18 protein-coding genes are annotated in these 25,115 nt (G+C 59.5%); 12 read left to right on the top strand and 6 right to left on the bottom strand.

All coding sequences use genetic code 11. The annotated features are described in order from the left end of the window. Positions 1-39 precede the first annotated feature (39 nt). From BMZ24_RS07995 to mltG, 3 genes are read left to right on the top strand one after another with little or no spacing between them, the layout of a single operon-like run. The gene (locus BMZ24_RS07995; RefSeq protein ID WP_092191051.1) at positions 40-3,591 is read left to right on the top strand and encodes an FAD-binding and (Fe-S)-binding domain-containing protein; all 3,552 of its coding nucleotides are present in this window, start codon (positions 40-42) and stop codon (positions 3,589-3,591) included. Next, positions 3,588-3,989 (top strand): Holliday junction resolvase RuvX, encoded by a 402-nt coding sequence (gene ruvX / locus BMZ24_RS07990; protein ID WP_092191049.1) that lies wholly within the window; start codon positions 3,588-3,590, stop codon positions 3,987-3,989. Before BMZ24_RS07995 ends, ruvX begins: the two co-directional genes overlap by 4 nt. Beyond that, on the top strand, positions 3,986-5,026 hold the full coding sequence (gene mltG, locus BMZ24_RS07985) for an endolytic transglycosylase MltG (RefSeq protein WP_092191047.1): 1,041 nt from the start codon (positions 3,986-3,988) through the stop codon (positions 5,024-5,026). The genes ruvX and mltG overlap by 4 nt, the downstream gene beginning before the upstream one ends. 21 nt (positions 5,027-5,047) lie before the next feature. On the opposite strand, the gene BMZ24_RS07980 is transcribed toward mltG, so the two are convergent. From BMZ24_RS07980 to BMZ24_RS07970, 3 genes are read right to left on the bottom strand one after another with little or no spacing between them, the layout of a single operon-like run. Beyond that, positions 5,048-6,157: an HD-GYP domain-containing protein gene (locus BMZ24_RS07980; protein ID WP_244150306.1), complete on the bottom strand. Its 1,110-nt coding sequence runs from the start codon at positions 6,155-6,157 to the stop codon at positions 5,048-5,050. Further along, positions 6,157-10,245, bottom strand: coding sequence for a hybrid sensor histidine kinase/response regulator (locus tag BMZ24_RS07975; protein WP_092191043.1), 4,089 nt, complete (start codon positions 10,243-10,245; stop codon positions 6,157-6,159). The genes BMZ24_RS07980 and BMZ24_RS07975 overlap by 1 nt, the downstream gene beginning before the upstream one ends. Continuing rightward, complete coding sequence (locus BMZ24_RS07970) at positions 10,246-11,088, bottom strand: PhnD/SsuA/transferrin family substrate-binding protein (protein WP_208599816.1); 843 nt, start codon at positions 11,086-11,088, stop codon at positions 10,246-10,248. 328 nt (positions 11,089-11,416) lie between these two features. Between BMZ24_RS07970 and BMZ24_RS07965 the strand changes: the two genes are divergently transcribed. The 8 genes from BMZ24_RS07965 to BMZ24_RS07930 all read left to right on the top strand — a co-directional run bounded on the left by BMZ24_RS07965 (position 11,417) and on the right by BMZ24_RS07930 (position 20,492). After that, the gene (locus BMZ24_RS07965) at positions 11,417-12,961 is read left to right on the top strand and encodes an ABC transporter substrate-binding protein (RefSeq protein WP_092191041.1); all 1,545 of its coding nucleotides are present in this window, start codon (positions 11,417-11,419) and stop codon (positions 12,959-12,961) included. Positions 12,962-13,103: 142 nt separating this feature from the next. After that, positions 13,104-14,078, top strand: coding sequence for an ABC transporter permease (locus BMZ24_RS07960; RefSeq protein WP_092191039.1), 975 nt, complete (start codon positions 13,104-13,106; stop codon positions 14,076-14,078). Beyond that, positions 14,078-14,995: an ABC transporter permease gene (locus tag BMZ24_RS07955; RefSeq protein WP_092191037.1), complete on the top strand. Its 918-nt coding sequence runs from the start codon at positions 14,078-14,080 to the stop codon at positions 14,993-14,995. The genes BMZ24_RS07960 and BMZ24_RS07955 overlap by 1 nt, the downstream gene beginning before the upstream one ends. A gap of 3 nt (positions 14,996-14,998) precedes the next feature. Next, positions 14,999-15,973, top strand: coding sequence for an ABC transporter ATP-binding protein (locus BMZ24_RS07950; protein ID WP_092191035.1), 975 nt, complete (start codon positions 14,999-15,001; stop codon positions 15,971-15,973). Between the two features lie 3 nt (positions 15,974-15,976). Beyond that, positions 15,977-16,999 carry an ABC transporter ATP-binding protein gene (locus BMZ24_RS07945; protein ID WP_092191033.1) on the top strand — a complete coding sequence of 341 codons (1,023 nt, stop codon included), beginning with the start codon at positions 15,977-15,979 and terminating at the stop codon, positions 16,997-16,999. Between the two features lie 38 nt (positions 17,000-17,037). Beyond that, complete coding sequence (locus tag BMZ24_RS07940; RefSeq protein ID WP_092191435.1) at positions 17,038-17,499, top strand: acyl-CoA thioesterase; 462 nt, start codon at positions 17,038-17,040, stop codon at positions 17,497-17,499. 113 nt (positions 17,500-17,612) lie between these two features. Beyond that, positions 17,613-18,236 (top strand): queuosine precursor transporter, encoded by a 624-nt coding sequence (locus BMZ24_RS07935; protein ID WP_092191031.1) that lies wholly within the window; start codon positions 17,613-17,615, stop codon positions 18,234-18,236. Between the two features lie 249 nt (positions 18,237-18,485). Then, positions 18,486-20,492 (top strand): methyl-accepting chemotaxis protein, encoded by a 2,007-nt coding sequence (locus tag BMZ24_RS07930; protein ID WP_092191029.1) that lies wholly within the window; start codon positions 18,486-18,488, stop codon positions 20,490-20,492. A gap of 117 nt (positions 20,493-20,609) precedes the next feature. On the opposite strand, the gene BMZ24_RS07925 is transcribed toward BMZ24_RS07930, so the two are convergent. Then, entirely contained in the window at positions 20,610-21,866 is a 1,257-nt protein-coding gene (locus BMZ24_RS07925; protein WP_092191027.1) for an OmpP1/FadL family transporter, read from the bottom strand. Positions 21,867-22,133: 267 nt separating this feature from the next. On the opposite strand from BMZ24_RS07925, the gene BMZ24_RS07920 reads away from it, so the two are divergent. Then, the gene (locus BMZ24_RS07920; protein WP_161949084.1) at positions 22,134-22,784 is read left to right on the top strand and encodes a TetR/AcrR family transcriptional regulator; all 651 of its coding nucleotides are present in this window, start codon (positions 22,134-22,136) and stop codon (positions 22,782-22,784) included. Positions 22,785-22,865: 81 nt separating this feature from the next. Here the strand turns inward: BMZ24_RS07920 and BMZ24_RS07915 are convergent, their stop codons facing one another. Together BMZ24_RS07915 and lptF are read right to left on the bottom strand one after the other, a co-directional pair. After that, positions 22,866-23,948, bottom strand: a complete 1,083-nt coding sequence (locus BMZ24_RS07915) for an LptF/LptG family permease (protein WP_092191023.1) — start codon at positions 23,946-23,948, stop codon at positions 22,866-22,868. Continuing rightward, positions 23,945-25,114, bottom strand: a complete 1,170-nt coding sequence (gene lptF, locus BMZ24_RS07910; protein WP_244150305.1) for an LPS export ABC transporter permease LptF — start codon at positions 25,112-25,114, stop codon at positions 23,945-23,947. Before lptF ends, BMZ24_RS07915 begins: the two co-directional genes overlap by 4 nt. Position 25,115 lies beyond the last annotated feature (1 nt).

The following is a 25,115-nucleotide window of genomic DNA, read 5'->3' as shown; positions in this document are numbered from 1 at the left end:
CCGCAGCGGCCGCCTGCCGGCCTTATATATGGAACCGACATGCCTCAAAAAGGACCACATATTTCCCTTGCTCCCGAACGCTTGGTCAAACGCGTTCTGGGCCTCCCGCTCGAAGAATTCCAGACCTGGCCCGAATACCTGCAGCAGCTGGCGCTGGATCTGGCCGAAGAACTTTTCATCATCCGCTACAACCCCTTCATCCCGGCCAAGGATGTTCGCCAGAGCGTAAACGCCCGGTTGCAGGCCGAACGCGCGGCCCTGTCCCCGGAGTACTACCGCGAGCTGTCCGGTTGTCTGGAGCGTTTCTGGCAGAGCTACGAAGCCGACCAGAAATTCAAGGCCACGCTGATCTCGCGCCTGTCCTCGATCATGAACAAGGAGCAGATCGTCTCGACCTCGAACAACCTGATCGAGTGCTCCACCGACGCCACCGACCTGCGCATGGAATTGCCCGCCCTGGTCGTCTTTCCGGAAAACACCACCCAGATTCAGGGCATCATCCGTCTCGCCAACGAGATGGGCTTTCCCATCGTGCCCCGTGGCGGAGGGTCCGGCCTGACCGGCGGAGCCGTGCCAGCCAAGCCGCGCAGCGTGATTTTAAGCCTGAGCCGCTTCAAGGACATCCTCGACATCGACGTGCAGGCCCGGACCATCACCGTGCAGTCCGGAGTCATCACCCTGACCGCCATCCAGGCGGCGGCCGCCAAGGGCCTGCTCCTGACCGTGGACCCGGCCTCCAAGGCGGCCTCGTCCATCGGCGGCAACGTCTCGGAGAACGCCGGCGGTCCCTTCGCCTTCGAATACGGCACCACCCTCGATAACCTGCTGTCGTACAAGATGGTCCTGCCCACGGGTGACGTGATCCAGATCACCCGCAAGGACCATCCCCGGCACAAGATCATGCCGGAAGACACGGCAGTGTTCGAGATCACGGACGAATTCGGCAACAGCCGCGAGACCATCACCCTGCAGGGCGACGAGATCCGGGGCACGGCGCTGGGCAAGGACGTGACCAACAAATTCCTGGGCGGCCTGCCCGGAGTGCAGAAGGAAGGCGTGGACGGCATCATCACCGAGGCCACCTTCACCCTGTACCCCATCCTGCCCCACTCGCGAGTCATGTGCCTGGAATTCTACGGAAATTCCATGCGCAACGCCATGTACGTCATCAAAGACATCGTGGCCCTGCGCGACGAGATCCGCACCCAGGGCGACCTGGTCAAGCTCTCGGCCCTGGAGGAGTTTGGAATCAAGTACGTCCAGGCCATCGAATATTCGAAAAAATCGCAGCAATTCGACGGTATCCCCATTTCGGTCCTCATCGTGCAGCTCGATTCCATGGATGAAGAGGCCGTCCTCGATGCGGTGCACCGCATCACCGAGATCTGCGAACGCTACGACAACGTCGACAGCTTCATCGCGGCCGACGCCCATGAAGCGGAGGTGTTCTGGCACGACCGTCATCAGCTTTCGGCCATCTCCAAACGCACCAGCGGATTCAAGCTCAACGAGGATATCGTCATCCCCCTTGAGGTCATCCCGGATTTCGCGGACTTCCTGGAGGAGCAGAACCTCCATTACCTGGCCATCGCCTACCGCGAAGCCCTGCAACAGGTTCAGCTCCTGCCCGGCATCGAGGTCGACGACGAGTTCATCCGCATGGAGATGGACGTGGCCTCGTCCATCATCAAGGGCAAAACCACCAAGGAGAGTCTGCCCGAGCAGGAGCTGGAGCTTCAGACCTCCTTCTTCTTCCAGCATTTGAAATCCAAGTACCCCAAGGTGCACGAAGAGCTGACCAAGATCTTCGACAACATGCTGGCCACCCGCGTGGTCATCGCCAATCACATGCACGCGGGCGACGGCAACTGCCACGTCAACCTGCCGGTCAACTCCAACGATCCGCGCATGCTCGGGCTGGCCGAAGAGGCGGTGGAAAAGATTTTCCACAAGGTGCTCGAATTCAAGGGACAGGTCTCGGGAGAACATGGCATCGGCATCACCAAGATCGGCTTTCTGGCCGAGGAAAAGATCGCGGCGCTGCGGACCTACAAGAAAAAGGTCGATCCCAACAACATCTTCAACCCCGGCAAGCTGACCCAGCGCGACCTGGTGGTCGTGCCCTACACCTTCTCCTTCAACCGGCTGATAAAGGACATCAACAAGACCGCGCTGCCGGGCAAGGAAAGCCTGATCAACCTGCTCCTGAACGTCCAGACCTGCACCCGCTGCGGCAAGTGCAAGCAGGTCTGCCCCATGTACCTGCCCCAGAAGGGGCTGCTCTTTCATCCGCGCAACAAGAACATCACTCTCGGCGCGCTGGTGGAGGCCATCTACTACTCGCAGTTGCAGAACGGCGAACCCGAAACGCGCCTCCTGGGCGAACTGCGCAAGATCCTGGAACATTGCACGGCCTGCGGCAAATGCTACGCCATCTGCCCGGTCAAGATCCGCACCCAGGACGTGACCCTGCAGATGCGCGCCTACCTTGAGGAAAAAGGCGCGGGCGGACACCCGTTCAAAAACCGGGTCCTGAACCTTTTGAGCCAGGACCCGCAGACCACCCTGCCCAAGATGGCCAAGATCGCGGGCATAGGCCAGGAGATGGGCAACCGTGCCGTCGGACTGTTGCCCGCCAAATGGCGGGAGCGCCTGGACAGCCCGCTGCTGCGCGGCAAGGGCCCAAGCACCCAGTTCCGGAATCTCAAGGAAGGTCTCGGCCTGGCTAGGGGCAACATCATCACCGCCGAGAACCTCGGCAGCAAGCGCGCGGTGATCTATTTTCCGGGCTGCGGCGCGGGGCTCTTCTACCGCTCCATCGGCATGGCCGCGGTGCGCCTGCTGCTTGACGCGGGCGTGAGCGTGATCCTGCCGCCGGACCACCTGTGCTGCGGGTATCCGCTCCTGGCGTCGGGCTGCAAGGATCAATTCGAACGCATCGGCATGGAAAATCAAAAGGTCATGGAAGGGCTGATCCGCCAGGCCGAGGCGGCTGGATTCGTCATCAAGGCGGTGCTGACCTCGTGCGGCACCTGCCGTGAAGGCATCCGCAACTATCGGCTCAAATCCCTGGAAACGAGGCAGGTGGAATTTCAGGACGTGGTCCAGTTCATCATCCAGCAGGGCAAGGGCAAATTCGGGCAGGGACCGGAGCAGCTTCTCTACCATGCGGCCTGCCATCACGAATGGACGGGAGTTTCTCCCCTCAAGGCCGGGGAAATCTACGCGTCGGAACTGGGCAAGATGGTCGGCTCCAAGGTTGCCATTTCGCCCCACTGCTGCGGCGAATCGGGCCTGGGCGCGCTAACTTCGCCCAAGATCTACAACCGTCTGCGCTTACGCAAGAAGGAGCAGCTCGCCACCGACCTCACGGGCTACTCCGCCGAAAGCCCCGTGGTCGTCGGCTGCCCGTCCTGCAAGATCGGCATCAGCCGCACCCTGCTTGAGATGGGCGTGAAACGCGATGTCGTGCACACGCTCGAATTCCTGGCCCGGCTCAGGCACGGCGACACCTGGCGCAAGGACTTCCACAAGCTGTTGGCCAAGTCTTCAGCGCAGAACGACGTGCAGACGCTGACGCGGATTCCATGAAGATACTCGGCATCGATTACGGCCAAAAGAGAATCGGACTGGCCATGGCCCGGCACGGCATGGCCTTTCCGTTCAAAACCGTGGAAAAAAGCACCCGCGACAAGCTCTTTGCCGACCTCATGGGCATCATCGAGAGTGAAGGCGTGGAGGCCATCGTGCTGGGCCTGCCCCTTGACATGAACGGAGCCGAGACCCTCACCACCCGCCAGGTCCTGAACTTTCGCGACAGCCTGGCCAGGCGAACCGAGATTCCCATCCATCTGGTCAACGAGGCCCTGACCTCCTTTAACGCCCGACAGCGCCTCAGAGAAGCCGGCGTGCCGGAACGAAGGCACAAGGAAATGCTCGATCAGATGGCCGCGGTCTGTATTCTTGAAACGTATCTGGGGAATTCATGAAACTTTGGCTGAAGCTCTTTCTGGCAGGAATCGCGCTCATGCTGCTCGCAGCCGGGGCCACGCTCTTCGCGGCCCGGCAGTTCATCGAGACTCCGCTCGACATGGCCGCGAACGCCACGGTGATCTTCAATGTGGAACCGGGGGAAAACCTGTTCACGGTCTCCGCGCGACTGGAACGGGAAGGACTTGTACGCTGGGGCGAGGCTTTCCGGACCTACGGACGTTTGCGCAAGGCCACCTTGCAGGCCGGAGAATTCGAGCTCTCCGCGAGCATGTCGCCACGGCAGATCCTTGAAGTCCTGGCCTCCGGCAAACCCATCCTCTACCGTCTGCACTTCCCCGAGGGGCTGACCATGCGCGAAGTGGCACTGGCCGTGAATGCGACCGGGCTGACCACGACCGAAAAGTTCCTCGCGGCCTGCCGCGACCGGGACTTTCTTGTTTCACAGGGAATAAACGCCACAGACGCCGAAGGCTATCTCTTCCCCGAAACCTATTTTTTCCCGCGCATCCCGGACAAGAATCCCTACCCCATCCTGAAAGCCCTGCTGGGCCACTTCAAGGACACCGTCGCGGATCTGCCGCAGGCGCGGGACCCCGAAGAACTGCACCGCATGGTCATCCTGGCCTCGCTGGTGGAGAAGGAGACGGCCGTGCCCTCCGAGCGTGGCACCGTGGCCGGAGTCTATGCCAACCGCCTGCGTGTCGGCATGCTCCTGCAATGCGACCCGACCATCATCTACGGCCTGGGTGAAGATTTCGACGGCAATCTGCGCCGCTCCCATCTTCAGGACCCCAAGAATCCCTACAACACCTATGTCCACCCGGGGCTCCCCCCCGGCCCCATCTGCTCCCCCGGCGCGGCGGCACTGCAAGCCGCTTCCAACCCGGAAAAACACGACCTGTTCTACTTCGTGGCCAGACAGGACGGTTCCCACCACTTCAGCCGGTCCCTGCGTGAGCACACCAATGCGGTCATCAAGTACCAGCGCCGGGGCAAGCCGTTCCCGGACAGCTCGGGCGGGAAAGGCAATTGACACCGCGACGACGGGGCATTTTCAGCACATAAGGGCTTCGCGCTGTTCGTCGGACTCGGAATTGAACAGCGCCACCTGCCTGAAGCCCGGAGCGAACTCGCCGAAGACACTCACCAAATCGGGATCAAAATGCGTCCCCGCACCGTCGATGATTATCTCCATCGCACGGGTATGGGTAAAGGGCGCCTTGTAGACCCTGCGGCTGATGAGCGCATCGTACACATCGGCCAGGGCCATGATCCTGCCCGAAAGAGGAATGTCGGTCCCGGCAAGTCCTCTGGGATACCCGGTGCCGTCCCATTTTTCGTGGTGGGTGTACACGATGTCCTCGGCAATCTTCAAAAAAGGCATCGAGCCGAGCTTCTTCTGCACGGAGAGGATGGCGTTGCGGCCATAATCGGTGTGGCGCTGCATTTCCCGGAATTCATCGGCGTTCAGCGGACCGGGCTTCAGAAGAATCTGATCCGGCACTCCCACCTTGCCGATGTCGTGCAGGGGCGAAGAGAGGGCAAGGATTTCGATGTAGTCACGGCTCAGCAATCCGGCGTAGTTGGGCAGACTTCGCAATTCCTCGGCCAGCAAGGTCACGTAGCCCTTCACGCGATGAATGTGCAGTCCGGTTTCGGGATCGCGATACTCGGCCAGTGCGGCCATGCTCTCGATGGTGGCCTGCTGGGTCAGGATGAGCTCCCGCGTTCGCTCCCTGACCTTTTCCTCCAGAATTTCGTTGTGCCGCCGCAGATCCTTGTGAGCCTGCGCAAGCGACAGATGCGTCCGCACCCTGGCCCTGAGTTCCTCGACTTCAAAAGGCTTGCTGACATAGTCCACGGCTCCGAGCTGGAAACCCCTGGACTTGGTGTGCAGGTCCGAGAGCGCCGAAATCATGATGACCGGCACCGCGCTGGTCTCGGGGCGGCTCTTGAGCTTGGCCAGGACCTCATAGCCGTTCATGCCCGGCATCATGATGTCGAGCAGAATCAGATCAGGGGGTGAGGCCTGCACCATCTTCAGGGCCGTGACCCCGTCAAGCGCCACGGCGAGCTCATAGTCGGCCCCAAGAGAGTTGACCAGTATGTCCAGATTCAGCTTGGTGTCGTCGACCGCCAGCACCCTGCAATGCGAAAGCTCCATCATCGTCCCCTGTGCATCCTTTCCAGCATGTTTTCCACAAGCGCCAACGCCGGCGCGTAGTTGTACTGATCCATGAGAGCGCAAACCCGGGCCACATCTCCCTGGTAATTCCTTGAAGGAATCGCGTTGCAGAGCTTGTCCGCCACGGCCTGACAGTTCATGGGCGTGCGTGAGCGCAATCCGGGCAAAAGTTCCTCCAGCAACAGAGCCAGATCCCGGTCATCCAGAGCGGGAAGCCGACGGTCCTTGGCCGTGAAATCCCCAATTCTGCCTATTTCGCTGAGCATGGCATCAAAGCTGATGCGCATTTGAACGTACAGGGCGTCAACCTCGTGCAGGTTTTCAGCATCCAGAGCGCGTTCAAGATCAGCGGCCGCCGTCACGACCCTGTTAGCGCCAAGATTGCCGCACATCCCGAGCAAAGTGTGCACATACATTCTGGCTTCCTTGAACGCTCCGCCCTCAAGCTGGGCGCGCAGCACGGACATGGCCTGTGAATACTCCCGGCGCACCTGCAAAAGAGTCTTGAAATACGCATCCTTGTCGCCCAGAAAACGCCTCACTCCTCCGCACGTGTCGATGTCCCGCAAGACAGGAACGTCCTGACTTTCCGGCATCTGGACAGGCAGGGCCACGCGGCAGGCCTTGGGTTGCAGCCAACGGTTCAGCACGCGATACACCTCGTCCGGATCGATGGGTTTGAAGACATGATCGTCCATGCCTCCTTCCCTGATCCGCTGTTGCTCCTCGGGGAGGACATGAGCCGTCATGGCCACGATGGGCAGGCCGACCAGGCGCGCGATGGACTTTATCCGCCGCGCGGCCTCGAAACCATCCATGAGGGGCATCTGGATATCCATGAAGATCAGGTCGAACTCGCCCTCCTCGGCCATTTTCAGGGCCTCCCGGCCGTTCGACGCCAGGACCACGGTCAGGCCTGCCTGCTCCAGAATGCCCTTGGCCACCTGCTGATTGAGTTCGTTGTCCTCGGCCAGCAGGATGCGTCCGCCATCATACAGGGACCGGCTCTCACCGGCGAGATTGACGGGACAATACTGGCCGAGCTGCAAATCAACGCCCAGGGCCTCGGACACCCCGTTGGCCAGGGATGTGCGGCTCACGGGCTTGGTCACCACGGCCGCGAACCCATGTTCGGGGGCGCTCTTGATCAACGTACCCTGGCCGAAGGGGCACAGCAGGATCGCCCGGTGAGCAGGATCAGGGCCGGGAAGACGGGCCATGCGCTCGAAGAGATCAAAGCCGCTCATATCCGGCAACTTCCAGTCCACAAGCGCGAGCCAGGGCGCGCCGTCTCGGTTGTTTTCGAGCACGTCGAGCCCCAGAGCCGCCGAAGCCACCCCCACGGCATCCAGACCCATGCCGTGCAGAGCATCCAGAATGACTTGGCGGGATGAATCCAGGTCGTCGATGACCAGCATGCGCCACTGACGGGCCTCTTCCAGAATTCCGGAAAAATCGCCGGCGGACGGAGCCGTGGATGAGAGGAGAAAGTCAGCCTTGAAAGCGAACGTGCTTCCCTTTGCAGGTTGGCTGCTCACGCTCAATTCCCCGCCCATGAGTTCCACGAGGTGCTTGCAGATGGACAGCCCCAACCCGCTGCCCCCGTAGCGTCTTGTGGTCGAGGCGTCTCCCTGGGAAAACGGGCTGAAGAGGGTTTTGATCTGTTCCGAAGTCATGCCGATGCCGGTGTCCATCACTTCGAAGCCAAGCCGCGCGGACTGGCCCGCAGTAATGTCCTCAAGGGAAACGCTGACCCGAATCTCTCCCTCGTGCGTGAATTTGGCGGCGTTGCCCGCCAGGTTGATCAGGATCTGGCCCAGGCGCAAGGGATCTCCGATAAGCACACGCGGCACATCGCCGCCGACCATGATCACAAACTCCGGCCCCTCCTGGACGCGCACGCCCACGACCGCAGCCAGATTATCCAGAACCTCGGTCAGGTCGAACTCGACATTCTCCAGGGCGATCTTGCCCGCCTCGACCCTGGAAAAATCAAGGATGTCGTTCAGGATGCCAAGCAACGCCTTGGCCGAGCGCTCGACCTTGGTCAGATAATCGCGCTGGCGGATGGAGAGGTCGGTGCCGAGGGCCAGGTGGACCATGCCGAGAATGGCGTTCATGGGCGTGCGGATTTCATGGCTCATGATGGCCAGAAAACTGCTTTTGGCCTGGTTGGCGACTTCCGCCTCGCTGGCCAGCTTCTCGGCGCGGGCGATGGTTTTTTCGAGCTGCCGGTTGAGCATCCGCATGGACTCCTCGGCCTCCTTCCTGTCCCGGATGTCCACCAGACACTCAAGCAGCTTGTCCGTTCCGCCGACACTGATCCTGGTCACGGTCTTGAGCACCGGAATGCCTGTTCCGTCCGAACGGATCATCATCCGGTCGGAATTGTCCATGTTGCGGCCCAGATCCACTATGGGGCAACGGCTCTCGCTGGCCGGACACAGGAAGCGGTGACAGCGCTTCCCGACGATCTCCGCTTCGGGCGCGCCAAAAAGCAGGGCCGCGGCCGGGTTGACCTTCTCGATGATTCTGGTCTTCGCATCGATGATGATCAGCCCCACCGGGAGATGCTCCATCAGGCTGCGCTGCAGAAATTCGCTCTCCTGCAGTGCCATTTCCGTGTGCTTGCGCTCGGTGATGTCGTGAAAGGCCGTCACCGTGCTGACGAAAAGCCCCTTGCTGAAAATTGGACGGCTGGCCACTTCCACCTGCAGGAGTTTTCCGTCCTTGCCCAGAAAGCACTCCTGCGCGTCGTACGGCTCACCACGGCTGAGCGCCTTCAGAAACGGGCAGTCGACCTTCGACAGGTACGTGTTCCCTTTGTGGCAATGAAAGATATCGTGACCGATCCGCCCCAGAAGTTCCTCTTCGGAGTATCCGAGAATCTGGCACCCGGCCGGATTGATCCGGGTTATGACGCCCTCGGGATTGGTGACGTACACGCCTTCGGCCAGTGCGTCGTTCATTGCGCGCAGATTGCCGCGCTCTGCATCAAGGGCCAGACTTCGCTCACGCAGCCTGGAAATCAGCACGAAAAGCAGGGCCAGAACCCCGGCCGCAAGAAACATGGAGGTATGAAACTCCCGCCGGTATGAGGCCACGGCCCGATCACGCGAGTAGCTGACCAGATAGCCCGTGGTGCGCTCCAGGATATCCTTCAGAGGCAACAGGATCACATCGAAATCGGCGCCATCGACATTGACGCTGGTGGCGAAAGACAGGCCCTGCTCCATGGCGGCATCCAGGTCCGGATCACCGGCGAGGGCCTTGTTGATGCTCAGAGCCTGCGGCGACAGGGGCGGAGGGCTGGTCGGCAGAAAGGCGTTGGCGTCCTCCACCAGAAAATCGGGATTCAGGGTCGATGCGCTGTAGAGCCATTTTTGTTCGGGAAAAAGCAGCGCGTCGTTCAATTCGCCGGATAGGATGAACGAACTTTCGCGGCCGGGGTCGATGCCCGCCAGCGCGTCGCGCAGTGCCTTGGTGGTGATGAGCGTCTCCACGCTACCCAGATGCCTGTCCCCCTCGCCCAGGGGAAATATGTAGCGGAATCCCGTGGCCGTATGACCGATTTCAAAGCCCTGCGCGGGCTTTTTGAATTCGCTTGCGTACTTCACCAGCGGGCGGGTTTCGAAAAGCCGGTCTCCGTAATGCTCGGACATGTTGAAGCGCAGGAAACTCGTGCCGTCGGCCAGATGAAAATGCAGCTGGCGCAGGTTTTGACGCTGCATGGCCTCGAAAAGCGGAAACAGCTTTCTGTAGAGACGCCCGCGCGCCAGCGCCTTTTCGTTCTCCTGCGCCCCGGAAGCTTCGCGCATGAGTTCGAGCACTTCCCCGGTATTCAGGGACGTGTCGTAAAATCCCTCCATGGCCAGTCGGTACATCTGCACGCTGGCCTTGAAAGCCGTCTCAAGGACGCTCTTCTTCTCGGAGAAATGAGCCCGCTCCTTCTGGGCGAAGTGCGTGTACAGAAAAAAACAGGCGCCAAGGCCGATGACAAGGGTGAGCACCACCAATAAGTGGCGCTCGTTGATGGACTCACGGATGGATTCGCGGATGGAAGCCATCTAGAAGTTTCCGGTTTCCGGAATGAGGGTGTCTCCAAGCAGCTCGCGCACCGGAGCATAATCGCCGTCCCGGGCAGGCACCGCCCCATGGCGGATGTTCGCGCCCCAGGTTTCGAGCAGCGCCTTGTCCCTTCCGGCCGGATCAAGGCGGGTCAGGGCATCGCGGATGGCTTCTCGCTCCGCGGCGCTCAAGGTCGCGCCGTTGCCGATGAGGGCGAAGGCAGGAAGCGGGGACGTGCGGGCCAGCACGACCAGCCCGAGGTGTCCATATTTCTCGGCGATGGCGGTCTTGAGCCCGCCGATATCGAACTCGCCGCGCACCACGGCCATGGCCACCTCGTCGTGCTTGCTCACGTAACGGTACAAATTTCCGGCCAGACTGGAGCCCTGCTTGCGCAGCAAGCCGTTGGTGGACAGAAAGCCGCAGGTGGACAAAGGCTGGGTCAAGGCGACCTTGCGCTTCTCCATGTTGGCCAGGGTGAAATTCGCGTCGGCGAGGGCGACAATGGAGCATGTGTAAAGAGGCCTTCCCGAAGCTTCGTTGAAATGAACCAGCGGCACGGCGTGCTCGTCGATGCTGCGAAGCGACACGTAGGGCAGCGGCCCCAGGTAGGCCAGATCGACCTTGCCCTGCCTGAATTTTTCCAGAATCTGAGCGTAATTGTCAGAGTAATCGAATTCGATTTCATGCCCCAGGGTCTGCTTCAGGTAGAACGCCAGGGGCATGAACTGCTTGAGCACCGTCTCCCGGCTTTCCATGGGCAGAGGGGCGAAAACGATGGTCCGGGCCTGGAGCGGGCACGGAAGCAGCAAAAAAATCATCCAGAAAAATATCGATCGCATGCGAAGTCTCCACGGACAAGTTCAAGCGCTGATGCAGTGAAAGTGCGGCACGTTAGCCGCGATGCTTACGGAAATCCAGCCCACAGGCGGAATTCGGCGGCGGGGCCCTGGTCATCGACCAGAACCGATTATATATAGTCCGGGGAAATTTTTCGCTTCAGTTATTTTCCATAATCAGCTATGCGTATTGCCGCCTTGTCATCTACGGCCAGGCACGAATCAGATTGTTTTGCCAAATACTTATCAACCAGCCCAAGCTCATGTGAAAACCCCGCCGGGATGTTCCCGGCAGGACGTCATACCGATTCATCATTCAAGGAGGTTGTTTGTGAAAAAACTGCTCTTTTTCGCACTGGCATTCATTTTTCTTGCTACGTCCGCCCAGGGCAAGACGCTGAAAATGGCCCTCGACGCCGACCCGGAATCCATGGACCCGCATGTCCAGCTCTCCGGCGGCATGCTGCAGTACACCCATCTGTGCTTTGATCCGCTGATCCGCTGGACCAAGGACATGAAGTTCGAACCGCGCCTGGCCACCAAGTGGGAGCGCATCGATGATTTGACCGTGCGTTTTTATCTGCGCGAAGGCGTCAAGTTTCACTCCGGCAACACCTTCACTGCGGCCGACGTGGCCTGGACCATGGACCGCCTGAAGAAGAGCGAGGACTTCAAGGGTCTGTTCACGTCCTTCGCCGAGCCGAAGATCATCGATGACTACACCATCGACATCATCACCACCGAGCCCTATCCGCTGGTGGAAAACATGGCCACCTACATTTTCCCCCTTGATTCCAAATTCTACACCGGCACCGACGAGAAAGGCCTGCCCAAGGACGCCATCGTCAAGACCGAGTACTCGTTTGCCAACCAGAACCAGTCCGGCACCGGTCCCTTCTACGTGGAATCCCGCGAGCAGGGCGTGAAGATGGTCTACAAGCGCTTCGCCGACTACTGGGACAAGGACAGCAAGGGCAACGTGAGCGAGATCATCCTCACCCCCATCAAGGAAAACGCGACCCGTACGGCGGCTCTTCTGTCCGGCGGCGTTGACTTCATCGCCCCTGTTCCTCCCCAGGATTTCGATCGCCTGAGCACCAACAAGGACATCAATCTGGTCAGCATGGCCGGCAGCCGCATCATCACCTTCCAGCTCAACCAGAAGAGAAAGCCCGAATTCGCCAACCTGAAGGTTCGCCAGGCCATCATCGCGGCCATCGACAACGCCGGCATCGTGGCCAAGCTCATGAAGGGCACCGCCACCGCCGCGCAGCAGCAGGGTCCCGAAGGCTTCGACGGCTATGTGGAAGGTCTGACTCCCCGCTTCGATCTGGCCAAGGCCAAGCAGCTCATGAAGGAAGCCGGATTCGAGAAGGGCTTCGAGGCGACCATGATCGCCCCCAACAACCGTTACGTGAACGACGAAAAGATCGCCGAGGCCGTGGTTTCCATGCTCTCCAAGATCGGCATCAAGGTCAGCCTCAAAACCATGCCCAAGGCCCAGTACTGGGATGAGTTCGACGCCCAGGTGGCCGACATCCAGATGATCGGCTGGCATTCCGACACCGAGGACTCCGCCAACTACTCCGAGTACCTGCTCATGTGCCCCAACAAGGACACTGGCAAGGGCCAGTACAACAGCGGCAACTACTGCAACGCCAAGCTTGACGAACTGGTCAACCAGGCCAACGTCGAGAACGACCGCGTCAAGCGCAGAGCGCTGCTGCAGGAAGTCGAGAAGATCGCCTACGAAGATGCCGCCTACGTGCCCCTGCACTGGCAGAATCTGTCCTGGGCAGCCAAGAAGGGCGTGGACATCGAGCCCGTCGTCAACATCATGGACTTCCCCTACCTTGGCGACCTGGTCGTGGAATAGTCCCGTTTGAAGACTTGATCCATTCGCCAAGACTGTGTACGCGGGGCAGGCTTTTCACGAGGCCTGCCCTTTTTCGAACAAACACCCCCCGTCCGCGCGGCCGCAGGCGCTCCTGACCGTCAGGACGGCAACGGATTCACACATGTTTGCATTCACTGTCCGCCGTATTATTCAAGCCATCATCGTCATGCTCATCATCAGCTTCATCGGCTTCGCCCTCAAGCAGAGCGTGGGCGACCCGGTGCGGGAACTGACCGGCATTTCGGTTTCAGCCGCCGAGCGCGACGCCATCCGCGAGAAGCTGGGGCTCAACGACCCGTTTCTCATCCAGTACGGACGCTTTTTGAAAGGCGCCATGCAGGGCAACATCGGCCAGTCCTTCTTCTACAAGAAGCCGGCCATGGAAGTCATCCTGAACAAGGCTCCGGCCACCATCGAGCTGGTCATGTGCTGCACTTTCCTCATTGTCGTCCTGTCCATACCCATGGGCATCTACAGCGCCATCTATCCCAAAAGGCTGCTTTCAAGGCTGATCATGGGCTTGAGCACCATCGGCGTGTCCGTACCAATTTTTCTCATCGCCATTCTGCTCATCTACGTCTTCGCCATCGAACTGAACTGGTTGCCGTCCTACGGGCGCGGGGAAACCGTGAACGTCTGGGGCTGGGAATCCGGGCTGTTGACCCTCGACGGCCTGCGGCATCTCATCCTGCCGACCACGGCCCTGACCGCGCTGATGCTGCCGCTCTTCGTGCGCCTCATCCGCTCGGAGATGATGGAGGTGCTAGAGACCGAATACGTCAAGTTCGCCTGGGCCAAGGGCCTGCCGCGCATGCGCATCTGGTTCGTGCACGCCTTCAAGAACACGCTCCTGCCGGTCATCACCGTGGGCGGCGTTCAGATCGGCACCATGATCGCCTTCACCATTCTGACCGAGACGGTTTTCCAGTGGGGCGGACTCGGCTTTCTTTTCCTGGAAGCCGTCGAGCGTGCCGACACCTCGCTTCTGGTGGCCTATCTGATTTTTGTCGGCATCATCTTTGTCGTGGTGAACACCGCCGTTGACATCATCTATGGCCTGGTCAATCCCATGGTCCGCATCACAGGAAGGAAATAATGAGACTTTGGAAGCAATTCCGCGGCTCGTACTTTTTGTACAGTTTTCTGCATGACCCCGTGGCCATGAGCAGCTTCGTCGTGCTGACCGTGCTGACCCTGTCCGCCTTCGGCGCGCCGGTCATCGCTCCCCACGACCCCTATGACACCACCACCATCAACATCATGGACTCGGAACTCCCGCCCGTGTGGATGGACGGAGGCGACAAGAGCTTCACCCTGGGCACCGACGCCCAGGGCCGGGACATGCTCAGCACCATGCTCTACGGCATGCGCATCTCGCTGATCATCGGCGTCGGCGCCGTGTTCATGCAGGCAGTCATCGGCATCGTGCTCGGCCTTCTGGCCGGATACAAGGGAGGGAAGATCGACAATTTCCTGATGCGCATGGCCGACGTGCAGCTCAGCTTCTCGACCCTCATGGTGGCCATCTTCCTCTCGGCCATCTTCCAGGCCGTCTTCGGCGTGGCCTCTTTCGAGCGCATGGCGGTGCCATTTCTGGTGCTGGTCATCGGCATCGCCGAGTGGCCGCAGTACGCGCGCACCGTGCGCGCCTCGGTCCTGGCCGAGAAAAAGAAGGAGTACGTGGAGGCGGCGCGGGTCATGGGCCTGCCCGCGGGCCGCATCATGTGGCGGCACATCCTCCCGAACACCATGTCGCCCATCCTGGTTCTGTCCACCGTACAGGTGGCCCACGCCATCATGAGCGAGGCCGCCCTGTCCTTTCTGGGGCTGGGCATGCCCATCACCAAGCCGTCCCTGGGATCGCTCATCAACTCGGGCTTCGACTATATCTTCAGCGGTTCGTGGTGGATCACCATGTTTCCCGGATTTCTGCTCGTGCTGCTGATTCTGGTCATCAACCTGCTCGGCGACTGGGTGCAGGACGTTCTCAACCCCAAACTGTACAAAGGATGACCAATGACCCATCTTCTTGAAGTGCAGGATCTGGTGGTCAAATTCGGCCTGCGTTCCGGAGACCTCACGGCCTTGAACGGCATCAATTTCACGCTCAATCCCGGCGAACGCATGGGACTGGTGGGCGAATCGGGCGCGGGCAAGTCCGTGGCCGGGTTCTCCATCATCAACCTCATAAGCAAGCCCGGATTCATCGCCTCCGGCCGCGTCCTCTTCGAAGGCGAGGAGATCAGCTCCTATCCGCTGGAGCAGATGCGCGACATTCGGGGCAACCGCATCAGCATGATCTTCCAGGACCCGATGATGACCCTGAACCCCGTGCTGACCATCGGCACCCAGATGGTCGAGACCATCCAGGCCCACAATCAGGTCAGCACCGCCCATGCCCGCGAGATCGCGCTCGAAAAGCTCCAGAAGGTCTACATTTCCTCGCCCGGCAAACGCCTCGGCCAGTATCCTCATGAACTCTCCGGCGGCATGCGCCAGCGCGTGGTCATCGCCATATCGCTCCTGACCAACCCGAGCCTGATCATCGCCGACGAGCCCACCACGGCCCTTGATGTGACCATCCAGGCCGAGGTCATGGCCCTGCTCCTTGAACTGTGCAAACACGAGAACATGGGGCTCATCCTCATCACTCACGACCTTGGCGTGGTCTCGCAGGTCACGGAGAAGATCGCGGTCATGTACGCCGGGCGCATCGTGGAGCAGGGTTCGACCACAAGCATCGTCGGAAGTCCCCGGCACCCCTACACCAAGGGCCTGATCCAGGCACTGCCCCAGGGCGGGAGCGGGCGCGGCAGGCTGCACCAGATTCCGGGCATGATGCCCAACCTGACCAGCATCCCCCCGGGCTGCGCCTTTCATCCGCGCTGTGAACACGCCATGGACATCTGCCGGCGCGAGACGCCCGGACTCTTCGGCAATTCGGACAACTCGGGCCTGGTGGCCTGTCATCTTTACGCGCAAACCAGGTAGATCATGACAGCACAAAACAACTCCCTCGTGCGGATCACCAATGTGGTGAAGCACTTCGACATCTCCGGCGGCTTTCTGGACCGGATCAGCTTTTCCGGCGCGATGCCGACCCTGACCACGACCACGGTCAAGGCCCTGAACGACGTCTCCCTCGACATCGTGCAGGGCGAGATTCTCTCCGTGGTCGGCGAATCCGGCTGCGGCAAGTCCACCCTCGGGCGCACGGTGCTGGGCCTTTACCCGCCCACCAGCGGCGAAATCGCCTTTCGCGGGCAGCGCATCGACAATCTCTCGCCCAAGGAGATGCTCCCCTACCGCCGCAAGATGCAGATGGTCTTTCAGGACCCCTATGCATCGCTGAACCCGCGCATGACCGTGCGCCAGATTCTCGAGGAACCGACCCATTTCCACTTCCCCGACCTTTCGAATTCGCAGGTCCGGGACAAGGTGGCCGAGGTCATGCGTCAGGTGGGAGTCGACCCGGCCTGGGCCGGACGCTTTCCTCACGAATTTTCCGGCGGCCAGCGCCAGCGCATCAGCATCGCCCGCGCGCTGATGGTCGACCCGGAGTTCATCGTGGCCGACGAGCCCATCTCCGCCCTGGACGTATCCATCCAGGCGCAGATCCTGAATCTGATCATGGACTGTCAGGAACGCTTCGGCCTGACCTACATGTTCATCACCCACGATCTTTCGGTGGTCGAGCACATCAGCACCCGCGTGGCCGTCATGTATCTGGGCACGCTCTGTGAACTGGCCAGCAAGGAAAACCTCTACGGCGATCCGCGCCACCCCTATTCCCGCGCGCTGCTCTCGGCCATCCCCAAGCTCGGCGGCAAGGGATTTTCGCACATCCGCCTCAAGGGCGAGGTGCCCACTCCCATCCTGCTGCCCACGGGCTGCGTCTTTCACACCCGCTGCCCGTTCGTCGACGAACGCTGCCGCCGTGAGATTCCGCCTCTGCTGCCCCAGCCGGGCGGCAGTCAGGCCGCCTGCCACGCACTGGAAGAAGGACGGCTCTCGTGAGCTCTATCGCCCGCAAGGTCAGCGAAAGCGAGACCCTGATGACCCACCGCGCCCTGCCGGAAGACGCCAACCCGGCTGGGAACGTGCACGGCGGGGTGATATTGAAGCACCTCGACCTGGCCGGGGCAGTCTGCGCCATGCGCCACGCGCGCATGAGCGTGGTCACGGCCTCCATCGACCGCATGGAGTTCAAGGCCGCCGTCAAGGTGGGAGAACTCATGCTGCTGCACGCCAGCGTGAACAGGGTCGGGAAACAGTCCATGGAGATCGGGGTTCGCGTGGTGGTGGAAAATCTCATGACCGGAGAGCAGCGTCACGCGGCCTCGGCCTACCTGACCTTCGTGGCCATGGGCCCGGACAAGAAGCCCGCGCCCGTGCCGGACCTCATCCTTGAGACTCCGACTCACCAGCGCCGCAACCGCGAAGCCATGATGCGCCGCGAATTGCGTCTGGAAGAACGCAAACGCGAACGACTGGCGCAGGAATCCGAACAGGCCTGACCGGAAAACCTGTCGGACCCCTTTTTCTGATCGTGCGCATGCCCAAATCCGGCATTTACAGCCCAGCCGCTTCAGTCTAGGGAAAGGCCCGAATTCATCTTCCGGAGCATCCCATGAACGCAATCGTCATTCTCGTGGCGTCCTATATCGCCCTGCAGATATTTTCCGATGTCGGTTCCCTGCGCATCGTCATGCTCGGCGGCATGTCCATCGACGCCGGCACCTTCATCTATCCCCTGACATTCACCCTGCGCGACATGGTCCACAAGACCATGGGCAAGCAGGGCGCGCGGCTCATGATCATCACCGCCGCCGGCTTCAATCTGCTCATGGCCGCCTATTTCTGGATGGTCTCCATTTTGCCGCCGGACATGGGCGTGGGCTCGCAGGCGGAGTTCGGACAGGTGCTGGCCCCCCTGTGGCGGCTTGTTTTCGCGTCCATCATCGCCGAAGTCATTTCCGAACTGACCGACACGGAAATCTACAGCCTGTGGAAGGAAAAGGTCACGGCCCGGCATCAATGGTCCAGGGTCCTGGTCAGCAACGCGGTCAGCATCCCGCTGGACAGCCTCATCTTCTGCTGGATCGCTTTTGGCGGCCTGTTCGAGGGGGCCGTGGTCTGGTCCATATTCTTCAGCAACACCCTGATCAAATTCGCCACCACCCTCGTGTCCCTGCCTGCCATATATCTGGTCAAGGAAAAAGAAAGCGATCCTGCAGCCACAAACAACTGCTGACCACATTTTCGCACCAGAAAAGAGCACTGAAGTGCTCCTGAAAGCCGGGTAACCGGCTTTTTTTTGGCTCTCCGCCCTGCGCCGATCATACATTCATGACCGACCGCAAAAGCCGATTCTGTGACAAGAGCATTTCCTCTCAAAAAACACTGGATTTATCCTGCTCTACTCATATACATAAAAATATGTACCCCCCCTTTGAACCAGCCCGTCACATCAGCCCATCCCCAAACGGGGAAGGAGATCCGCATGAAGCTCTCCATTCGAAAAAAGCTTCTTTTGGCCTTCACCACCACCATCCTGACCTCGATCCTGATCATATGTGTCGTGCTGGGGCTCCAGATTCGTGAATCGTCCATCGACACGTTTCACAATTCCGCGGGCAAGGAATTATCCCAGATAGACCGGGCCATCGGCATCTTTGTCGACAAGGCGCTGAAAATGACGACCATGATCGCCCGCGACGCCCTGGTGCTCCAGGCCGATGAAAGCCTGCACAGCTATGTCGAGGAGACCGTGAAGAAAGCTCCCAAGGACATCGTGCGCAGTCCGTTGGAAGAAAATATTGCGCGGTTTTTTAAAAATATCCACACCACGCATCCCGAATACGTCGAAGTGTTTCTCGGCACCAAATGGGGCGGCTTCGTCTCTTCAGGCGAAAGCGAGATGCCTCCCGGTTACGATCCCCGCAAACGCCCCTGGTACACCACGGCCATGGCTACTCCGAACAAGGCATCCATTTCTCCTGCCTATCTTTCGACGACGGGCGAGGCGGTCATCAGCAACATGTTCCCCATCACCACCGAAGGCGGCGAGATCATCGGCTGCACAGGGCTGGACGTGGGGCTCGGGGTGCTGACCGAATTGATCGAAAAGTCTCCCATGGGCCAGACAGGATACGTGATTCTCGTACAGGACGACGGGACAATCCTGGCCAACCCCAGGCATGAAAACCTCAATTTCAAGAAGATGAATGAAAGCGATGTCCCGGCATTGGCGCAACTGGACACGATCGACCAGGGAGGAATGGAAGTGGTCATGGACGGTAAGGACTGGTTCGCCCAGGTGCACACCATCGAGGGACTGGGCTGGAAGCTCATTGGAGTCATCGAAAAAGAGGAGGTCATGATCGGATTCAACTCCATGCTGCGCAAGATGGCGATCATGGCCGTGGTGCTCGTGGCCATATTCCTGACTCTGGCCGCATTCTTCGCCAACACCATGGCCAGACCCGTCATCAACGCCACCGGCATGCTCAAGGATGTGGCCGAGGGTGAAGGAGATCTGACACGCAAGCTCGAAGTGACCTCCAACGATGAGATCGGCGAGATGGCGCGCTGGTTCAACACCTTTCTGGAAAAGCTGCGCGTCATAATCAGCGAGGTTGTCTCAAACGGCGGAAGCCTGAACAACGCTTCGGACCGCCTGCTGTCCATCTCCCAGGCTTTGACCTCCGGTGCGAACGAGGCGGCGCGCAAGGCAGAGTCCGTGGCCGCCGCGACCCAGGATCTCAACACAAGGTTCGGCAGCGTGGCCGCCGCCATGGAGCAGACCACCCAGAACACCAACATGGTGGCCACGGCCACCGAAGAAATGGCTGTGACCATAACCGAGATCGCCTCCAACACCGAAAAGGCCAGAACCGTCGCCGGGCGGGCAATGACCGAGGCCGATGCCGCGACAGCCGCAATGAGCGCGCTGGGCGACGCGGCCATGGATATCGGCAAGGTCACCGCCATCATCACCGAGATTTCGGATCAGACCAACCTACTGGCCCTCAATGCCACCATCGAGGCCGCGAGAGCCGGAGAGGCTGGGCGCGGATTTGCCGTTGTCGCCAATGAAATCAAGGAACTGGCCAAGCAGACCGCGACAGCCACGGAGGAGATCAAGGAGCGCATCGTCGAGGTCCAGGGAACATCCAAGACCACGGAAGGTCAGATCATCACCATCTCCAAGATCATCGAAGAGATAAACAACATCATCGCCAGTGTGGCGGCCGCCATCGAAGAGCAGTCCGTGGCCACACGCGACATCGCCGGCAACGTGGCGCAGGCTTCACAAGGACTGCAGGAAATCAACGTGAACGTGGCCCAGAGTTCGGCGGTCATAAGGGACATCTCGGACGAAATAGCGGACGTGAACAGCGCGGCCGAAAGCACCAACCGGAACACTGCGGAAGTGGCCCGCAACGCGGAAGAGCTGCGCCGGCTGGCCTCCAACCTCTTCAACCTGCTCGGGCGGTTCCGTACCTGAGCCGAAGCGTTGCAAAAACCGGAAACCCTCCTCCTTGCGCCGAAAACAGAGCATAAAAAAACGCCCCGCGATGCGGGGCTTTTTTTTGACTTCAAGTGCCTGATTCCTGGATAAGAGCTAGAACTTGTAACCAATGGACAGGCCGACCATATGCGCATCGGCGTTGTCGATTTCACCTTCACGCACATAATCCGCTGCCCTGGCGTCAATGTCGCGATCCATGATCATAAGGTAAGTGTAGTTCACGTCCACAACCCAGCTGTCCCAATGAAAACCAAGACCACCGTTCAACAAGTGACGGTCATTGGCCGGGACCATGTAGTCGATGGTGTCGTCCTGAAGAGGAGACTGGTCATAGACGTATCCGACGCGCAGATCGAGCCAATCCAGAGCGGCATATTCAACGCCGATGTTGAAGCGCCATACGTCGTCCCAATTTTTGGGGGTCACGGTTTGATCAACAAGGACAACATTTCCTGGTTTATAAATAGTGGCATCGCCGAAATTAATCTTCAGCTCATCATATTTGCTCCACAACGTATAAACGGCACCAACTTCAACACTAAGTTTCTCCGTTGGATACATTGCGACACCAAAAGCGAAAGAATCAGGCAGTGTTACAGTGCCACTCGCGGAAGTGTCCTCAAAATAGCCTGCAGGCAACGGCAAACCGGCAGGAATATCAGAAAAATTTGCGTCTCCTGTAACCTTCATTGTCACCGGGCTGCGATAGGAAAGTCCCAGTTTAGCGTAAGAACAGGGCTGATAATGCAAGGCCATATTGAAACCATATCCCATGCCATCAGCATCAAGGTGCGCATCACCATCTACTGCGCCCAGTTTAAGCTTCTTCTTCTGCGAAAAATTCAGATACATGGCCTCGACACCAAACGCGGCGGAAAAATTATCCGTAACTTTCACGGCCACGTTGGGATTGATGGAAACGGATTCAATGATGGCTTCGTAGGAATTGTAACGGCCGCCCCAATCTTCATCGAAAACGGAACCCAGGCCGAAGCGGGAGAACGTTCCAAGGCCTATGGAGTAGCGGTCGTTAACCTTCCAGGTGGCGAAAAAATGTGGCGGAATCCAGAGGGAATCCTTGTCCGAGGAATACCATTTGCCGTCAGCCTTGATGTCAAGCACCGGATGAATTGCCGTGAACCCGCCCAGAACCTGCAAGCCATCAAGCTGGGTTATGCCTGCCGGGTTTGTGGCAAGGGCGGATGGATCGTCAGCACGGCCCACCGTGGCCCCGCCCAGGGCGTTGCCGCGAGCGCTCCATTCATAAATGCCGAACCCGGCCGCAAAGCCGAATTGCGCGGTTAACAGCACCAGACTCCAAGCAATGACCCACGATTTCAAAGTTTGCATCCATCCTCCCCTTAGTTGCACTGTTTTCGCCACAAGCGAAGCACCTTAAGTGCGCGCTCAATATATTTTTGCTAGAGCGCTAAATGAAGAAGGTTTCTGCGTCAAGAGTTTTGCAACGCACCGCCATTAAAGAGCATTGCCCGTACTCATCCTCATTTTCAGGCAATCAGCTTTATTGAACGGACAAGCAGGATTTAGACGGAAAAATGGTGGACTGGTCAATGGGGGCTGGGTACAAGTCAGAAAAAAAACAAGGGGAGAAGGCAAGTGGCCATAGGCAACAAAGAACGCATTCTGAAGACGGCCAAACGGCTTTTTGGGGAACTGGGGTACGCGGAAACCACCTACAAGCGCATCGCCCAGGAGGCGAGTATCGCCGACGGACTCATCGCCCATCACTACGGGAGCAAGGAAAACCTGTTCCAGTTGGTGGAGATAGACATCCTCTCGAACCTGCTACTCAAGATCGACGAGAGCCAGTACTATGCATCCGACGGACTGAGCGGCGTGCTAAATTTCGCCAAATGCATCCTGAAGGCGTCCACGGAGCCCGACTCAGGCTTCCTGACCCTGCTGCGCTGCTCCCCGTTTCTGGCCAACACCGTCGACGCGGACAACTCCGAAATCCTGAATGTCTGCTCCAAGGTAGTCGAAAAGATGCTTGAGTGCCTGCGCAAGGGCATCGCCGACGGCTCCATCCGCGCGGATCTGGAGCCCAATCTGGCCGCCAGCGTCATCTTCTCCACGGTCTTCGGCTCGACCCGCGCCCGCCTGCTGGCCAAGGAAAACATCCTGGGGCTGAGCTTTTCTGACGATTTCTATCCTGAAATCCTGCGGATTCTCACCAGGTACCTGGAGCCCGTCGAAAAGACCCTGCCTCAGGGCTGTGAGTCATCGTCATCATCCGAGCTCCCCTGAATCATGGCATAGGCAACCAGACATCCGAGCAAAAATCCGCCAATCGTAATCCACCAGACCATCCCAGCCCCCTGTCGGCAATCAACCCAGATGAAAGGACCGGCCGCGCAGCATCCATCCGCCTGCGACGGCCGTGAAGAAAACATTGGCCGCCCAGGCTGCCAGCATCGGCGGCACAAGGCCCTTTTCCCCGGCCGAGGCGCACAGCACGAACAATCCGTAATAGCAGAATGTGGCCACCAGCCCAATGGGGATGATGACGAAAAGCGACCCGAAAAGGGACACCACGGCCAGGGCGATGAGCGCCATGACCAGGACCGAGCCCGCATAGGCCAGCTTCATGTGCCAGGCGGTCTGCAAACGCTCGATGTTCGAGCCGGAATCTTGCAGCCGCTGTATTTCGGCGCCCAGTTGCCAGAGCGGCAACGACTCAAGCCGGGTCTTGGGATCGACGATCAGAAAGCTGCCCAGATCGGTACGCAGGTCAAGCTCCATTTGCGCCGCTTCGAGCACCTCGAAGGACGCAGGGAACGTGCGCGTCACATCCGTCAAAAGCCAGCCGGCGGCAGTCGACTTGAATGTCCGGGCACGCAGGATCTCTTTTATGCTCCCGGCGTCGTCATCTTCCAGGACATGCACCGTCAGTCTTGAACCCTGACCAGCGGCAGGAGTCACTTCGCCCATGTGCACGATGCGATTGCCCTCGCGAAACCAGATGTCGGCCAGCTGCCGTTTTTCAATCTGACGGTTGCGCACCTCCTCGTTCCAGATCCGATCCGCGGCCCTGTGACCGCTCACGCCCAACGCCTCGGAAAAAAGAAGCTGCGCCACGCAGAGGGCAAGGGCGTACCAGATCACGGATTTGGCCACAGCCCCCGGTGACACGGAACATGCTTCCAGGGCCAGAAGCTCGCGGCTGCGCAGCATGAGCCCCATCTGCACCATGAGCGCGATCAGGAAAACCGCAGGAAAGATCTGGGCCAGGATAAAGGGCGTGCGGTAGAGAAAATAGGCCCCAACGGAAGACAGACCTACCCCCGCCTCCAGAAAGTCATCGAGCCTGTCGAAAAGATCGATGAAGACATAGATCCCAAGGCCGATGCCGCAAACCAGCAGAAGAAGAAAAAGATTTTGCCGCAGGATGTAACGTGTCAGCAGCTTCATGCGTCTGCCCCCTTCAGGCCCAGGGTTCTGAGTACCCAGAACCGCAGCATCCGGAAATTGACCTCCTTCTCCGTCGCGACCAGCCACATGCCCACCGCCGCGGCCAGCAGGAAAATGAAGTTGGGCAGCCACAGGGCCAACGCCGGTGTCAACACCCCGCTTTCAGCCAGGGACATGCCCCCGGACAAAAGCACGTAGTAGAGGAAAAATGCGCCAAGGCAAACGATCAGCCCGAACTGGCGCTTCATGCCCTGAAAGAAAAAGGCCAGCGGCAGGGCGAAAAATCCAAGCACGATGCAGGCCGCGGGCAAGGAAAAGCGTTTGTGCAGTTCTATCTCCACCCGGCGCTGAAAATTTTCGCTCCTGTCCTTGAATCCGTCGCCCTTCAACGCTTGAAGATCCTTCCAGGACATCTCCTTGGGGGCCTTGTCACTCAACTCGAAACCGCCCAGCAAGCGTGTCATGTCCAGGGAAAGGATGTAGCTTTCAAAGCTTATGACGCTCAGCTCACCACCCTCCTCGCGGTAGACATGCCCGTCCTTAAGGCGCACGAAAACCTGGCCAAGATCCGGGTCGGAATCAATCTGGCCGACAGGGGCGACAATGGTCGCACGGGCCTTGGATCTTGAACTGTCGAGAACGAAAACGTCCAGCAACGCGCCGCTGCCCGGGTCCGCCTGGCGGGCATACACGGTCAGGCCGGGAAAGGAGGTGTTGAAGACTCCGGGTTGTACGTTGACGGAAGTCTTGTGGCGGGCCAATTCCACCACCGTCTGCCGGAAATTGTCCATGCCCCAGGATATGCCCGAGAGGGAAATCCATACCGTCAGCGCGGAACACAGCAGGCACAGGAGCATGGGCGCGGGCAAGAGAGGCCAGATGCTGACTCCCCCGGCGCGCAGGGAAATGAGTTCCCGGTCGGCGCCCATACGCAGGAAAGTCAAAAAAAGTCCAAGCATGCACGACACCGGTATGAGCATGATCAGGAAAAAAGGGCTCAGATAGGTAAAGAGCTTGACCAGGTCGAAAAAAGTCACGCCCTGGGCCATGAACAGATCCCGCAATTGCAGGAGGCGGCCAAGCAGGATGAGACACAAAAAGCCGCCAAGGCAAATGGAGGCGATTATCCCCATCTCCTTGAAAAGCTCCCGTTGCAGAAGAGGCACT

The sequence above is a fragment of the Desulfomicrobium norvegicum genome (assembly GCF_900114595.1).
Classification (GTDB): domain Bacteria; phylum Desulfobacterota; class Desulfovibrionia; order Desulfovibrionales; family Desulfomicrobiaceae; genus Desulfomicrobium; species Desulfomicrobium macestii.
This window is presented reverse-complemented; position numbering and strand designations above follow the sequence as displayed.

Excerpts from the sequence above, each read along its gene's own strand:
- BMZ24_RS07995 (WP_092191051.1), top strand. The coding sequence starts at position 40 with ATGCCTCAAAAAGGACCACATATTTCCCTTGCTCCCGAACGCTTGGTC.
- ruvX (WP_092191049.1), top strand. The coding sequence starts at position 3,588 with ATGAAGATACTCGGCATCGATTACGGCCAAAAGAGAATCGGACTGGCC.
- mltG (WP_092191047.1), top strand. The coding sequence starts at position 3,986 with ATGAAACTTTGGCTGAAGCTCTTTCTGGCAGGAATCGCGCTCATGCTG.
- BMZ24_RS07980 (WP_244150306.1), bottom strand. The coding sequence starts at position 6,157 with ATGGAGCTTTCGCATTGCAGGGTGCTGGCGGTCGACGACACCAAGCTG.
- BMZ24_RS07975 (WP_092191043.1), bottom strand. The coding sequence starts at position 10,245 with ATGGCTTCCATCCGCGAATCCATCCGTGAGTCCATCAACGAGCGCCAC.
- BMZ24_RS07970 (WP_208599816.1), bottom strand. The coding sequence starts at position 11,088 with ATGCGATCGATATTTTTCTGGATGATTTTTTTGCTGCTTCCGTGCCCG.
- BMZ24_RS07960 (WP_092191039.1), top strand. The coding sequence starts at position 13,104 with ATGTTTGCATTCACTGTCCGCCGTATTATTCAAGCCATCATCGTCATG.
- BMZ24_RS07955 (WP_092191037.1), top strand. The coding sequence starts at position 14,078 with ATGAGACTTTGGAAGCAATTCCGCGGCTCGTACTTTTTGTACAGTTTT.
- BMZ24_RS07950 (WP_092191035.1), top strand. The coding sequence starts at position 14,999 with ATGACCCATCTTCTTGAAGTGCAGGATCTGGTGGTCAAATTCGGCCTG.
- BMZ24_RS07945 (WP_092191033.1), top strand. The coding sequence starts at position 15,977 with ATGACAGCACAAAACAACTCCCTCGTGCGGATCACCAATGTGGTGAAG.
- BMZ24_RS07940 (WP_092191435.1), top strand. The coding sequence starts at position 17,038 with ATGACCCACCGCGCCCTGCCGGAAGACGCCAACCCGGCTGGGAACGTG.
- BMZ24_RS07935 (WP_092191031.1), top strand. The coding sequence starts at position 17,613 with ATGAACGCAATCGTCATTCTCGTGGCGTCCTATATCGCCCTGCAGATA.
- BMZ24_RS07930 (WP_092191029.1), top strand. The coding sequence starts at position 18,486 with ATGAAGCTCTCCATTCGAAAAAAGCTTCTTTTGGCCTTCACCACCACC.
- BMZ24_RS07925 (WP_092191027.1), bottom strand. The coding sequence starts at position 21,866 with ATGCAAACTTTGAAATCGTGGGTCATTGCTTGGAGTCTGGTGCTGTTA.
- BMZ24_RS07915 (WP_092191023.1), bottom strand. The coding sequence starts at position 23,948 with ATGAAGCTGCTGACACGTTACATCCTGCGGCAAAATCTTTTTCTTCTT.